This window comes from Tsukamurella hominis (genome assembly GCF_965137015.1).
Taxonomy (GTDB): Bacteria; Actinomycetota; Actinomycetes; order Mycobacteriales; family Mycobacteriaceae; genus Tsukamurella; species Tsukamurella hominis.
Map to the genome: position 1 here is coordinate 117,856 of NZ_CBCRZG010000015.1, position 13,596 is coordinate 131,451.

Annotated in this window: 11 protein-coding genes and 1 tRNA gene; 5 read left to right on the forward strand and 7 right to left on the reverse strand. The window is 74.4% G+C overall.

Features of this window, described 5'->3' with window-relative positions:
* Positions 1-52: 52 nt before the first annotated feature.
* From selB to ACM9LD_RS18055, 3 genes are all read right to left on the reverse strand, one after another.
* Positions 53-1,834 (reverse strand): selenocysteine-specific translation elongation factor, encoded by a 1,782-nt coding sequence (selB, locus tag ACM9LD_RS18045; RefSeq protein ID WP_415677941.1) that lies wholly within the window; start codon positions 1,832-1,834, stop codon positions 53-55.
* Entirely contained in the window at positions 1,822-3,108 is a 1,287-nt protein-coding gene (selA, locus tag ACM9LD_RS18050; RefSeq protein WP_415677942.1) for an L-seryl-tRNA(Sec) selenium transferase, read from the reverse strand. Before selA ends, selB begins: the two co-directional genes overlap by 13 nt.
* A 46-nt stretch (positions 3,109-3,154) precedes the next feature.
* Positions 3,155-3,250 (reverse strand) — tRNA-Sec (locus ACM9LD_RS18055).
* A 64-nt stretch (positions 3,251-3,314) separates the two neighbouring features.
* Between ACM9LD_RS18055 and selD the strand changes: the two genes are divergently transcribed.
* Positions 3,315-4,304 carry a selenide, water dikinase SelD gene (selD, locus tag ACM9LD_RS18060; RefSeq protein WP_415677943.1) on the forward strand — a complete coding sequence of 330 codons (990 nt, stop codon included), beginning with the start codon at positions 3,315-3,317 and terminating at the stop codon, positions 4,302-4,304.
* Here selD and nrfD read toward each other — a convergent pair.
* From nrfD to fdnG, 3 genes are read right to left on the reverse strand one after another with little or no spacing between them, the layout of a single operon-like run.
* Positions 4,294-5,394, reverse strand: coding sequence for an NrfD/PsrC family molybdoenzyme membrane anchor subunit (nrfD, locus tag ACM9LD_RS18065; protein ID WP_415677944.1), 1,101 nt, complete (start codon positions 5,392-5,394; stop codon positions 4,294-4,296). The two genes, selD and nrfD, sit on opposite strands and share 11 nt — an antisense overlap.
* Positions 5,391-6,413 (reverse strand): 4Fe-4S dicluster domain-containing protein, encoded by a 1,023-nt coding sequence (locus ACM9LD_RS18070; RefSeq protein WP_415677945.1) that lies wholly within the window; start codon positions 6,411-6,413, stop codon positions 5,391-5,393. The genes nrfD and ACM9LD_RS18070 overlap by 4 nt, the downstream gene beginning before the upstream one ends.
* Positions 6,414-6,441: 28 nt before the next feature.
* Positions 6,442-9,663 carry a formate dehydrogenase-N subunit alpha gene (gene fdnG, locus ACM9LD_RS18075; protein ID WP_415677946.1) on the reverse strand — a complete coding sequence of 1,074 codons (3,222 nt, stop codon included), beginning with the start codon at positions 9,661-9,663 and terminating at the stop codon, positions 6,442-6,444.
* Positions 9,664-9,758: 95 nt separating this feature from the next.
* On the opposite strand from fdnG, the gene ACM9LD_RS18080 reads away from it, so the two are divergent.
* The 4 genes from ACM9LD_RS18080 (at position 9,759) to ACM9LD_RS18095 (ending at position 13,113) form a co-directional block, all read left to right on the forward strand.
* Positions 9,759-10,766: an alpha-hydroxy acid oxidase gene (locus ACM9LD_RS18080; protein ID WP_415677947.1), complete on the forward strand. Its 1,008-nt coding sequence runs from the start codon at positions 9,759-9,761 to the stop codon at positions 10,764-10,766.
* 66 nt (positions 10,767-10,832) lie between these two features.
* The gene (locus tag ACM9LD_RS18085; protein ID WP_415677948.1) at positions 10,833-11,471 is read left to right on the forward strand and encodes an HAD-IA family hydrolase; all 639 of its coding nucleotides are present in this window, start codon (positions 10,833-10,835) and stop codon (positions 11,469-11,471) included.
* Positions 11,472-11,539: 68 nt separating this feature from the next.
* Positions 11,540-12,106 (forward strand): RNA polymerase sigma factor, encoded by a 567-nt coding sequence (locus ACM9LD_RS18090; protein ID WP_415677949.1) that lies wholly within the window; start codon positions 11,540-11,542, stop codon positions 12,104-12,106.
* A complete protein-coding gene (locus ACM9LD_RS18095; RefSeq protein WP_415677950.1) occupies positions 12,103-13,113 on the forward strand; it encodes a DUF4349 domain-containing protein in 1,011 nt (336 codons plus the stop codon). The genes ACM9LD_RS18090 and ACM9LD_RS18095 overlap by 4 nt, the downstream gene beginning before the upstream one ends.
* A 4-nt stretch (positions 13,114-13,117) precedes the next feature.
* On the opposite strand, the gene ACM9LD_RS18100 is transcribed toward ACM9LD_RS18095, so the two are convergent.
* A complete protein-coding gene (locus tag ACM9LD_RS18100) occupies positions 13,118-13,519 on the reverse strand; it encodes a PaaI family thioesterase (protein WP_068524504.1) in 402 nt (133 codons plus the stop codon).
* Positions 13,520-13,596 lie beyond the last annotated feature (77 nt).

The window sequence follows — 13,596 nt, forward strand, 5'->3', positions numbered from 1 at the left end:
CCTAAAGTGTGATCGGGGACACTGTGCGCTGGAACACCTTCGGCGTCCGTCGTCAGCGCGCGACCTCGCGCCGCCCTGCGTCGAGACGACGCGTCCATCCACGGCCGTCGAGCAGCTCCATCAGCGGCACCGCGACCCGGCGGCTGGTGCCCAGCGCCTGCCGCGCCTGCGAGACCGTGAACGGCTGGGGCAGCCGGGCGAGCTCCCGCATCGCCAGCGCCGGCGCGCGCGGCGCGAGCACGATCCCCTCGGCCAGCCGCAGCAGCCGACCCGCTCGCTCGGCCGCGGCGAGCTCCCGCGTCCCGAGCCGCAACGCCGCCAGGTCGTCCGCCTCCGGGGCGGCGAAGGGATCCGCCGCCAGCCGCCGCTCGATCTCCGTCACGGCGGCCTCGGCCGGTCCCAGGTCGGCGCGGTGTCCGGGCAGCGCGAGCCGCCCGCCCTCCGATTCGAGTCCGGCCCCCTCGAGCACGGCCGGCAGCAGCGCCGGATCCGGCAGGCCCAGGGCCTCCCGCGCGGCGCCCAACGACAGCCCCGCGGCCAACGGATCCCGCTCGTGCAGGTCGGCCACCAGGCCGCGCAGGCGGGCCTGCCACGCATCGAGGGCCGCCTCGTGGACCCACCACGCCCCGATCGCCCGCACGCCCTCCGGGACCTCCGCGCCGAAGCCGAGGTCGTCGAGGCGCTCGCGCCGCACCGCGCCGGTGCGCCCGACCTCGGCCAGCAGGTCCCCGTCGGTTCCCCGGCCGGCTAGGGCATCGGCCCGCCGGGCCCCGTCACCGCGGCGCCGCAGCGGTGGCGGGTCCGCGTCGAGCACCCGCGCGCCGCCGACGATCCGCTTCTCCCCCGGGTCCCGCAGAACGAGCGGGTCGCCGAGCACGAGCGGCGCCTCCCGGGCCAGCGTCAGCCGGGCGTGGGCAGCGTCGAACGGCCGCAGGCGGGCGGGGACGGCGACGGTGCCCGCGTGCACGGTGAGCCACACGGGCACGGCCGCGTCCGGGTCCGACGGTGCCAGCCGCACGTCCACGACGCTCGTCACGGGCCATTGCCCGGGCGTGAGCAGCGCGTCGCCGCGGTGGATCTCCTCGACCGCGACCCCGCGCAGGTTCACCGCGACGCGGGACACCGGCCCCACCGCGTCCGCGGCGGCGCCGTGCCGCTGCAGCCCGCGCACCGTCACCGGTCGCGCACCGCGCGCGCCGAGCAGCTCCAGCTCGTCGCCGACCCGCACCGTGCCCGCCGCCACCGTGCCGGTCACGACGGTGCCGGCCCCGACGACGGTGAACGCGCGGTCGATCCAGATCCGCACGCGCGCGTCCGGATCGGTCGGCGGCACCTCCGCGAGAACGGAATCGAGGGCGGCGCGCAGCTCGTCGAGCCCGGCACCGGTCACGGCGGAGACGCCCACGACAGGGGCTCCCGCGAGCCCGGTGCCGGCCAACTCGCGACGGGCCCGAGCGGAGACCTCGGGCACGGCGTCGGGCGCCCGATCGGTCTTGGTGATCACGATGAGTCCGTGCCCGATCCCCAGGGCCGCCACCGCGTCCCGGTGATCGTCGGACTGCGCGCTCCAGCCCTCGTCGGCGGCGACCACGAAGCACACCACCGGGACGGGGCCGAGGCCGGCGAGCATGTTGCCCAGGAACCGCTCGTGCCCGGGCACGTCGACGAAGGCCGTCTCGCGGCCGGACGGCAGTGCGGTCCAGGCGAATCCGAGGTCGATCGTGAGGCCGCGGCGCTGCTCCTCGGCCCACCGGTCGGGCTCGATCCCGGTGAGCGCGCGGACCAGCGTGGACTTGCCGTGGTCGACGTGGCCGGCGGTGGCTACGACGTACACGCGAGCACCGCCTCCGCGACCGTGTCGTCGGCGTCCTCGGGCACGCAGCGCAGGTCGAGCAGGCAGGCACCGTCGGACAGCCGCGCCAGGATCGGCGGCGTCCCGGCCCGCAGCGGCGCCGCCAGGGCCTCGGGAAGGCGGACGGCCCAGCCCGGCAGCGGGACTCCCGGAGCGCCGCCGCCGCCGACCCGTCCGTCGTGCGGGACGACGGCGCCGCCGACGCGCTCGGCGAGCCGCTCGGCGCGGCGGCGCAGGTCGTCGGGGTCGGCGTGGAGGTAGGCGAGGACGGGCGCCTCGGGCCCGCCGACGGTGGCCTCCAGGGCGGCGAGCACCAGCTTGTCGGCGCGGACGGCCCGGGCGAGGGGATGCTTCGCGAGCCGGGAGACGAGTTCCGCGCGGCCGAGCAGGATCCCGGCCTGGGGGCCGCCCAGCAGCTTGTCGCCGCTGGCCGTCACCACGTCGGCGCCGGCCGCGAGCGCGGAGGCGGCGTCGGGTTCGCCGGGCAGGGCGGGATCCGCGGCGAGCAGGCCGCTGCCGAGGTCCATGACCAGCGGGACGCCGCCGCACACCGCGCGCAGCTCGGCGAGGGGCACGTCGGCGGTGAAGCCCTCGACGCGGAAGTTGCTCGGATGGACCTTGAGCACGCAGCCGGTGTCCGGCCCGATCGCCTCGGCGTAGTCGCGGGCGTGGGTGCGGTTCGTCGTGCCGACCTCGCGCAGCCGGGCACCGGTGGAGGCGATGAGGTCCGGGAGCCGGAAGCCGGCCCCGATCTCGATGAGCTCGCCGCGGCTGATGACCACCTCGCGGCCCGCCGCGAGGGCGGTGGTGGCCAGGACCAGGGCGGCGGCGCCGTTGTTGACCACCAGCGCCTCCTCCGCAGCGGGGCACGCGGCGAGCAGCGCCGCCCGCGCGGCGACGCCCCGCTTGCTCCGCGCGCCGGTGCCCAGGTCGAGCTCGACGTCGGTGTATCCGGCGGCGTCGACGAGGGCGGCGACGGCCGCGGCCGACAGCGGTGCGCGGCCGAGGTTGGTGTGCACGACGACGCCGGTCGCGTTGAGCACGGGCCGCAGCGACGCCGGCGACGCTCCCGCGAGCTCCCGCTCGGCGGTGGCCGCGACGTCCTCCGGTGCGAGGTCGCCGCGGCGCGCGGCCTCCTGGGCCGCCGCGACGGCGGTCCGCACCCGGCGCTCGCCGAGCCGTGCCGTCGCGGCGGCGATGGACGGCGCGGCCAGGAGGTGATCGGTGCGGGGAATCCGCCTGCGGGGGTCCGTCATCCGTCCTCCTCGTGGCTCCGGCGTCGTCCCACGACGCGTGGACGTGTGGCGGAGGTGGACGGGAATCGAACCCGCCAGGCCGAGATACTCGACCTCACCGGTTTTGAAGACCGGGGGGCCCACCAGGAACCCGGACACCTCCGCCGACCAACATAGACCCCCGCCCCGGCCGCCGGGTGGGTCCGGTCGAGGCTAGCGTGGGGGACATGACCGCAGACCTCGCCCGGCTCACCTCCTTCGCACACGGCGGCGGCTGCGCCTGCAAGATCCCGCCGGGCGAGCTCGAGGACGCGGTGCGGGGCCTGCAGGGGCAGATCGCGCCGGACGTCCTGGTCGGGCTGGACGATGGGGACGACGCCGCCGCGGTCCGGCTCTCCGAGGACCTGGCTGTGCTCTCCACCGCCGACTTCTTCACCCCCGTCGTGGACGACGCCTTCGACTGGGGCCGCATCGCCGCCGCCAACGCCCTCTCCGACGTCTACGCCATGGGCGGCCGCCCGGTGATGGCGATCAACCTCGTGGGCTGGCCGCGCGAACAGCTGCCGATGGAACTCATGACCGAGGTGCTGCGCGGCGGCCTGGCCGTGGCGAAGGAGGCCGCGTGCCCCGTGATCGGCGGGCACAGCATCGACGATCCGGAGCCCAAGTACGGCATGGCCGTGACCGGCGTCGCGCACCCGGACCGGCTGCTGCGCAACGACTCCGCCGCATCCGGGCTGCCGCTCACCCTGACCAAGCCGATCGGCGTCGGACTGCTCAACAACCGGCACAAGCGCACCGGCGAGGTCTTCGAGGCCGCGATCGCCACGATGACGACGCTCAACCGGGACGCCGCTGCCGCTGCCCTCGAAGCGGGCGCCCGCGCGGCCACGGACGTCACCGGCTTCGGCCTGCTCGGTCACCTGTTCAAGATGTGCCGGGCCTCGGGTGTCGCGGCGGAGATCGACGCCGCCGCGGTACCGCTGGTCGACGGTGCGCGCGAGGCCCTGCGGGACGGCTTCGTCTCCGGCGGCACGCGGCGCAACCTGGACTGGGTCGCGCCGCACCTCGACGCCGACGGCGCCACCGAGGACGACCTGCTGTTCCTCGCCGATGCGCAGACCTCCGGCGGTCTGCTGGTGGTCGGCGAGGTGCCGGGCTACCCGGTGATCGGCCGGACCGTGGCCGGGCCGGCCGGGCGCATCGTCATCCGGTGATCGAGTCGCCCGTGTTCCCCGCAGCGCGGCGGGCCGCCAGCCGCCGCTTCTGCGGCTCGATCGTGTAGCGCGGATCCTTCGCCGATTCCAAGCCGGCCTCGAAGACGCCGAACCGGGTGCACGCCGACGCCGCGACGAGCGCGCCGCCGGACAGGGCGGCGAGGCACCGTCGGACCCGGCCCCGGCGACCGCCCGTGAGCAGCGCGCCCACGCCCCCGGCGATCGCGAGACGCTCCGCCCAGCGCATGAGCGTGCCCGGCGTGCCGTGGTGCAACGGCTCCGCGGCCACGGGATCCATGCGGGACTCCATGATCCGCGTCGCGGCCACATCACCGATCACACCGAGCACCGCGAGGTTCCGCGCCGGCGCCGCCTCCGCGGCCGGGGTGGTGACGAGTGCCAGGCCGCCGGCGGCGAGGCTCGCCGAACTGACGAAGACGAAGGGCAGATCCCGGTAGGCGGCGTTCCAGGTGGGCATCGCCGTGTCCGCGAGGAGCACCGCGGTGTACGCGGCGAGCGGGGTCGCGAAGACGGCCGCGCCGAGCCCGGCGGGCGCCTCCCCGAACCGGAGCACGGAGCGCAGCGGGCCGAGCGGGAGCCGCTCGCCGAGAAGGCGGTCGACCTCCGCCGCGGCGGCGACGCCGATCATGCCGCTGTAGCCGGAGAGGATCCACGAGCCGACGCTCATCGGCGAGGTGACCTTGAAGGTGCGCATCATGTGCAGGAAGCGTTCCGGCCGACCGAGATCGACGACCAGCGCGAGCGCGCCGACCCCCGCGGCACCGAGGCCGGCGAGGCGGGCGTTGCGCCGCAGCGCGGGGTACCCCGCGAGCTGCGCCCCCGCGGCGAGCAGGCCGGAGCCGCCCGCGATACCACCGAGCACGAGGTACGCGCCCACGGGCGCCTCCCACGGCGGCGGCTTCACGATCGGGTGGCCGTAGTAGCCGTCCACGTGCTCGATCACGGCCTCGGGCACCATGACGTCGTCGGGACGGCGCCGCTTCGGCGCGCCGTCGCCGCGCTTGCCGCCGCCCTTGCCGCGGCGCTCGGGCCGGGGCGGGCGGAACTGATCGAATTCGGAGCTGGTCACCGGCGGCCCTTCTTCCGCGCCGAGAGGAACGAGACCGCGGCGGCGGCGATCATGCCCGCGGCGGCGGTGCCGGCGCGCTTGTACATCGTCATGAGGTCGGCGGTGCACACGCGCGGGTCCGGAGGCAGGCCGTAGACCTCCGGCTCGTCGAGCAGGAGGAACACCGAGCCGGTGCCGCCCACCCCGTCGGCGTCGTTCGCGCCGTACAGACGCGCCTCGGTCATGCCCTGGGCGTGCAGCTGCGCGACCCGCTCGCGGGCCGTCGCCACCATCTCCTCCCGCTCGCCGAACTTGATCGACGTGGTGGGACAGGTCTTCGCGCACGCCGGCGTCTCGTCGTCGCGGAGCCGGTCGTAGCAGAGCGTGCACTTCTGCGCGATCCCGCGGTTGTCGACCGGGGGCTGCTCGCCCTTGCGGTGGCCCTCGCGGACCGTCGGGGCGACGGTGCCGTCGCTGCGCCGCTCGACCACGCCGAAGGGGCAGCCGGCGACGCAGGTGCCGCAGCCGTTGCAGATGTCGTTCTGCACCACGACGGTGCCGAACTCGGTGCGCATCATGGCGCCGGTCGGGCACACGTCGAGGCAGCCCGCGTGGGTGCAGTGCTTGCACACGTCGGAGGACATGAGCCAGCGGAACTCGGGGGTGTCGGGCGGGGTGACGTCCGCCTCGCCCCAGGCCGGCATCTCCTCGCTCGCCGGAGCGGCGCCCCGCACGGCCGGCATGCCCAGGCCGACGAGGGCGCGACCGGATTCGCGGGCCCGCTCGATGCGCTCGGCGTCCTGTTCGATGAAGGCGACGTGCCGCCAGGTGCTGGCGCCGAGCGCGACGGTGTTGTCGTAGGACATGCCCGTGAGCTCGAGGTCGCCGTCGCGCGGGTTGCGGTTCCACTCCTTGCAGGCCACCTCGCACGCCTTGCAGCCGATGCAGATCGACGTGTCCGTGAAGAACCCGCGCCGCGCCTCGTGCACGTGCCAGTGCGCGTCGGCACTCGGGTCGGTGGGGCCGGTCAGCTGTCCCATCGCGCACCTCCTCGTCGCCGTGTCCGCGTCACCATCGAGTGAACCCCTCCTGCTCCGGATCGTCCCGCTCGGGGTCGGGGAAGACGTCCCCGGGGCGCGGGGCGGTCAGCCGCACGTTGTCGGTCTCGACGGTGACGCCCGCCCGGTCCCGGTAGCGCTGCACCAGCTCCTCCAGCGCGGCGCCGCGCGGCCTGCGGCCCGCGATCACCGTGCAGGAACCCACCTTCGACTCCTGGATCTGCGTGTTCGGATCGAGCGTGACCCCGATGAGATCGTTCGCGGCGTCGCCCGTCACGACGGCGTCGCTGCCGACGCCCCAGTGGTAGGGCAGGCCGACCTGGTGCACGGTGCGGCCGCCGACCGTCAGCGGCCGCATCCGCTCGGTGACCAGCACGCGGCACTCGATCGCGGCGCGGGGCGAGATGATCGTCGCCCAGCCCTCGTTCTCGAGGCCGCACTCGGCGGCCAGCCCCGGCGAGACCTCACAGAACATCTCCGGCTGCAGCTCCGCGAGATACGGCGACCAGCGGCTCATACCGCCCGCGGTGTGGTGCTCGGTGAGCCGGTACGTGGTGAAGACGTACGGGTAGACGTCCGCCCCGGGGTCGCCCGCACTGGGCGCGTCCAGATTGTCCTCGCGCGGGAACAGCACCCGGGCCGGGGCCTGCTGCTGCGGGTAGATCGCGTTCCGCACCGGCGATTCCTGCGCCTCGTAGTGCGTGGGCAGTGGACCGTCGACCAGGCCCGTCGGCGCGAACAGCCACCCCTTGCCGTCGGACTGCATGATGAACGGATCGTCGCCGGCGAGGGCCTCGGCGCCCGTCGCCCCGGGTTCGGGGACGGTGCCGGGGGCGAGCGTCGCCGGGAAGTCCGGGACGTCGGGCCCGGCCCAGCGGCCCGCGGCCTCGTCCCACCACAGGTACTTCTTGCGTTCGCTCCACGGCCGTCCCTGCGGGTCGGCAGAGGCACGGTTGTAGAGCATCCGGCGATCGGCGGGCCACACCCAGCCCCACTCGGACTGGGTGATCCCGCCGCCGCCCTGCGGGACGCGGCGGGCGGCGTGGTTGGCACCGTCGGCGTAGACGCCCGTGTAGATCCAGCAGCCCGCGATCGTCGAGCCGTCGGCCTTGAGCTGCGTGTACGAGGTGAGGTTGCGCCCCGCGTCGGCGCCGGAGACGAAGCGGCCGTTGATCTCCGAGAGCACCGCCTCGGGGTCCGGGTTGCCGTGCGCGTCCGGCGGATAGTCCCAGGTGAGGTCGAGCAGCGGACGGTCGCGCTCGTCGGTCGAGCCCGCGAGGCGCTCCCGGATCCGCAGGCCGAGCTCGTAGAAGAAGTCGAGCTCGCTCTGCGCCTGGCCCGGCGGCTGCACGGCCTGGTGGCGCCACTGCAGCATCCGCTGGGTCTGCGTGAACGAGCCCGCCTTCTCGACGTGGGTGGCGGCGGGCATGAAGAAGACCTCCGTGCCGATGTCCTCGGTGCGGAGCTCGCCGGAGGCGATCTCCGGGCCGTCCTTCCACCACGTGGCCGACTCGATCATGTTGAGATCGCGTACCACGAGCCATTTCAGCTTCGCCATACCCATGCGCTGCTGCCGCCCGTTCGCGGAGCCCACGGCGGGGTTCTGGCCGAGCACGAAGTACCCGTCGACCTTCCCGTCCAGCATGTCGACGGCGGTCTGATACGTGCCCGCCGGTCCGTCGAGCCTCGGCAGGTAGTCGTAGGCGAAGTCGTTCTCCGCCGTCGCCGCGTCGCCCCACCAGGCCTTGAGCAGGCTGATCATGTAGGTGTCGGCGTACTGCCAGTAGCCCTTCCCGGTGGCGGGGCGGACCGCGGCGATGTAGTCGGCGAGGGTGTCGTGCTTGCCCACCGAGGGCATCGGCAGGTAGCCGGGCAGCAGGTTGAACAGGGTGGGGATGTCGGTCGAGCCCTGGATGCTGGCGTGCCCGCGCAGCGCCATGATGCCGCTGCCCGGCCGCCCGACGTTGCCCAGCAGCAGCTGCAGGATCGCCGCGGTGCGGATGAACTGCGCGCCCATCGTGTGCTGCGTCCAGCCGGTGGCGTAGCCGAAGCACGTCGTGCGTTCGCGGCCGGAGTTGCTGGTGATCGAGTCCGCCAGGTAGGCGAACTCGGTCGGCGCGATGCCGCACATGTCGGCCACGACCTCGGGGGTGTAGCGCGCGTAATGCCGGCGCAGCACCTGGAAGACGGTCCGCGGGTCCTGCAGCGTCTCGTCGCGCCCCTCGGCGTACTGCCACGTCGACTGGTCGTACTTGCCGGTCTCCGGGTCGAAGCCGGAGAACAGGCCGTGGAGGTCCTCCGTGTCGCGGAACTCCTCACCGACCATCTCCGCCGCGTTGGTGTAGGCGACGACGTAGTCGCGGAAGTACGCGTCGGTGGCGAGCACATGGTTGATGAGCCCGCCGAGCAGCACGATGTCGGAGCCCGCGCGGATCGGCACGTGCCGGTCCGCCACCGCGGACGTCCGGGTGAACCGGGGGTCCACGTGGATCACCCGCGCGCCGCGGGCCTTGGCCTCAGCGACCCACTGGAACCCGACGGGGTGCGCCTCGGCCATGTTGCCGCCCATGAGCACGATGCAGTCCGCGTTGGCCATGTCCTGCAGGGACTGGGTGGCGCCGCCGCGCCCGAACGAGGCTCCCAGACCGGGAACCGTGGCGGAGTGTCATATGCGGGCCTGGTTCTCGATCTGGATGGCGCCCGCGGCGGTGAACAGCTTCTTGATGAGGTAGTTCTCCTCATTGTCGAGCGTGGCGCCGCCGAGCGAGGCGATGCCCATGGTGCGGCGCAGCGGCCGCCCGTGCTCGTCGAAGTCCTGCCAGCCGTGGCGCCGCGCCTCGACGAACCGGTCGGCGATCATGTCGATCGCGGTGTCCCGGTCGAGGTCCTGCCACTCGGTGGCGTGGGGAGCGCGGTAGCGGATCTTGGTCTGCCGCAGCGGGTTGTTCACCAGCTGCTCGCTGGACGAGCCCTTGGGGCACAGCCGCCCGCGCGAGATGGGCGAATCCGGATCGCCCTCGATCTGGATGACCTTCTCGTCCTTGACGTAGACCTTCTGGCCGCAGCCGACGGCGCAGAACGGGCAGACGCTCTGCACCACGCGGTCGGCGGTCTTGGTGCGCGGCTCGAGCGCGCGGGTGCGCGGCGACTCGACGGCCGGGCCGCGGCCGAAGACGTCGCCGGAGCGGAGCTGCCGCACCACCGGCCATTCGAGGGGGCTGAACCTCGTCATGGGTGCAAGCCTAGTCCCACCGCGCGTGCGCCGCTCCGGAACCCGCGGTCGTCGCCCGTGAGTCCGCCGCGAACAGGCTGTGAGATCGTGAAGACATGAACGATCTCGCACTCCGCGCGGAGGGTGAGCTCCCACCCGAGGTCTGGGCCTACCTGATGCGCGGCGCGACCGTCGGCGAGTCACCGTGGGAGCGCTGGCGGTTCGCGCCGCGGGTGCTGCGCGACGTCCGCTCCATCGACACGGGCGTGAGCGTCCTCGGCGACTGGCGCTCCCCCATCGGCGTGGCGCCGACGGCCTTCCACCGCCTGATCCATCCCGGGGGCGAGGCGGCGGCGGCCCGCGCCGCAGCCGAGTGCGGCGCTCCGTTCGTGCTGTCCATGCGGGCGACCACCCGGATCGAGGAGGTCGCCGCCGCGGTGTGCGGCCCGTGGTGGCAGCAGGTCTACCTCATGCGCGATCGGACGATCACCGATGCGCTGGTGCAGCGGGCCGCGGCGGCCGGCGCGACGGCGCTGGTCCTCACCGGCGACACCCCCTACGTGGGCCGCTCCGGGGGCCGCGGGCTTCCGCCGCTGGACGACGATCTCGCCCTGGTCAACGTCGCCCAGCACCTGCCGCCCGGGGCCGACGCGTGGGCCGCCATCGAGCAGGACGCGGGGGCCGCCCTCGAGGACATCGGGCGGCTCGCCGACCTGACCGGGCTGCCCGTGATCGTCAAGGGCGTGCTGCGCGCCGACGAGGCCCGGCGGTGCGTCGACGCCGGCGCGGCCGGGGTGTGGGTGAGCGATCACGGCGGCCGGCAGCTGGGGCGCACCGTCGCGCCCGCGCAGGCGTTGCCGCAGGTCGCGGCGGCCGTCGGCGCCGACGCGACCGTGCTCGCCGACGGCGACGTCCGCGACGGTCTCGACGCGCTGGCCGCCCTCGCCCTGGGCGCGGACGCCGTCTTCGTGGGCCGGCCGATCCTGTGGGGCCTGGCGGTCTCCGGCGCCGACGGGGTCCGCTCGGTCCTGGCCGGGCTGCTCGACGAGCTCCGGCACGGCATGGGCCTCGCAGGCGCCGTCCGCGTCGCGGAGCTCACGCCGGACCTCGTCGTCCCCCGCTGATCCGCGCCGCCACTCCCCGCGCCGTCCGTATCGTTGGGCCCACACGCCCATCTCAGGAGGACATGCATGCTCACCGGTCGCGCTCTGCTGCTGGACATGGACGGCACGCTCGTGGATTCGCACGCCGTCGTGGAACGGTGCTGGAGCCGGTGGGCGCGGGAGAAGGGCCTCGATCCCGCGGCGGTGCTGGCCGTCGCGCACGGCCGCCAGGGCCACGCGACGATGGCGGAGCTGCTGCCCGATCGCCCCGTCGAGGTCAATCTCGCGGAGAACCGCGAACTGCTCGCCCAGGAGACCGCCGACACCGAGGGCATCGTCCCCGTCCCGGGGGCGCCCGCCTTCCTCGCCGCGCTGGACGGTGCGCCGCACGCCCTGGTGACCTCCGCGGACGTCCCGCTGTCCACAGCGCGCATGGGCGCGGCCGGGCTGCCCCTGCCCGCGGTGCGCGTGACCGCCGAGGACGTGCGGGCGAGCAAGCCCGACCCCGAGGGCTTCCTCCGCGGCGCCGCGCTCCTCGGGATCGATCCCGCCGACTGCATCGTCTTCGAGGACTCCGAGGCCGGCATCGCCGCGGCGAAGGCGGCCGGGATGCGCGTGGTCGGGGTGGGCCCGCAGGCGGCGCGCTTCTCCCCCGACGTGCACGTCGACGACCTGACCGCGGTGACGGTCACCGTCGACGGAGAGGGCATCCACCTGACCTTCTGACCGGCACCGTCGGGTCCGGGTGAGACGGTCGGCCGCCCCGGCGACATAGAGGGGGTGTGACGTCCACGATGAGAACCGACGAGTCCGCGGACCGGACCCTCCTCGCCCGCGCCGCGGGCGGCGACGGGTCGGCGTTCGCGGCGATCCACGACCGCCACGTGCGCCCCGTCTACTGGCAGGCGTACACCGTCCTGCGCGACGCCGACGCCGCGCAGGAAGTCGCCCAGGACACCTTCCTCACGCTCTGGCGCCGCATCGATGCGGTGCGGATCGTCGACGAGTCGGTGCTCCCGTGGCTGCTGACCACCGCGCGGTACACCGCGCTCAACGCGGGGAGACGACTCTCCGCGGTCCGCGACAGATCGGCCACGCTCGACGACGCCGAACCGCCGGGCGCGGCGCCGTCGCCCGAGGACGAGGTGCTCGCCGCGGAGATCCGAGCGCTCATCGCCGACGCGGTCGGCGCCCTGTCCCCCACCGACCAGCGCCTCTACCGCCTGTGCGTGGAGGACGAACAGACCTACGAGCGGGCCGCGGCCGAGGTGGGCGTGACCCACGCCGCCGTGCGCAACCGCGTCTCCCGGCTGCGCGGCCGCCTGCGCGCCGACCTGAGCACCCTGAGGGAGCAGTCATGACCACCCGGATCACCCCCGACGACATCCTCACCGACGACCGGCTCGCCGCGATGCGTTCCGCCGTCATGACCGAGGTCGGCGACGACCTGCAGGCGCGCCGCACCCGCCGCAAGCACCGGACGATGGGCATCGCCGCAGCCGCCGCGATCGCCGTGGTGGCCGTGGGTGGCGTCGTCGCGAGCCAATTCCAGGGCGGCACGAGCGATTCGGCCTTCTACCAGCCACCGGCACCCCAGGCCGGGGGCCGCGGGGCCGCAGAGTCCGCGCCGATCACGGGCGGCCAGGCCGCGGTCGCCCCCACCCCGAAGGCGGCCCCCACGACGGGCCCGGCCGCACCGTCGACCCCGGCGAACGCGCCGACGGACCGCCAGGTGATCACGACCGGCACCGTCGACGTGACGAACGCCGATCCGGCGTCGGCGGCCCGGGAGCTGGCCGCGACCGCGGAGCGGCTCGGTGGGCGCGTCGACGCGCGCACCGAGACCGGCGGCGAGAAGGCCCGCGCGAAGCTGACGCTGCGGGTGCCGAACGACGAGGTGAACGAGCTGGTGGAGAAGATCGGCGGGCTCGGCGAGGTCGGCAGCGTGCAGCTGGAGCACGAGGACGTGACCGGCACCGTCGTGGATCTCGAGGCGCGCATCCGCGCGACCCAGGTCTCCGTCGACCGGCTGACGGCGATCCTCGCGAAGGCCGAGACCACCGACCAGGTGATCGCGGCGGAGTCCGCGCTGACCTCGCGCCAGCAGGAGCTCGAATCCCTGCAGTCACGACGCGCGGCGATCGGGGACCGGGTCTCCCTCTCCACGGTGACGGTGTCCATCGAGAAGCCGACCGTCACCGCTGACCGGTCAGGATTCACGGGTGGGCTGCGGGACGGCTGGGACGCTCTCCTCGCCACCGGGCGCTGGCTGTTGGTGATCGTGGGCGCGGTGCTGCCGTGGGCCGCGGTGCTGCTGGTGCTCTACGGCCTCTACCGGGTGGTGCGCCGGTTCCGGCCCCGCTCCTGAGCGGCTAGGAGGGGACGACGAGCGCGCGGGCCGTGGCGAACCGGGGCCCGCGCGCACCGTCGACCTCGACGAAGAAGTCGGCCTCGGAGAAGCTCTGCTTGCTACCGGGCTTGACCACCCGGCCGACGGCGAGGAAGGCCTCGCCCTGCGCGGGGCGCAGGAACTGCGTGTCCATCTGGGTCACGAGGCCGCCCGCACCGGGGTGCATCGCGAGCGCGTAGCCGCACGCGTTCTCCAGGACGCCGGCGATGAGCGCGGCGTGCAGGCCGCCGACGTTCTGGCACAGGTCGTCGCGGCGCTCGAGCCGGAGCACGACCTCCTCCAGATCGGCGCTGAGCACCTCGATACCGGCCCACCTGTTGAACGGCAGGGAGGCGTTGTACTTCACGAGTTCCTCGAAGGTCACCCCAGCACTATCGCACCCCGGCGGTCAGCGGCTGCTCGCGGCGAGCACCGGGGCGGGCGTGGGGCGCGGCACCGGGG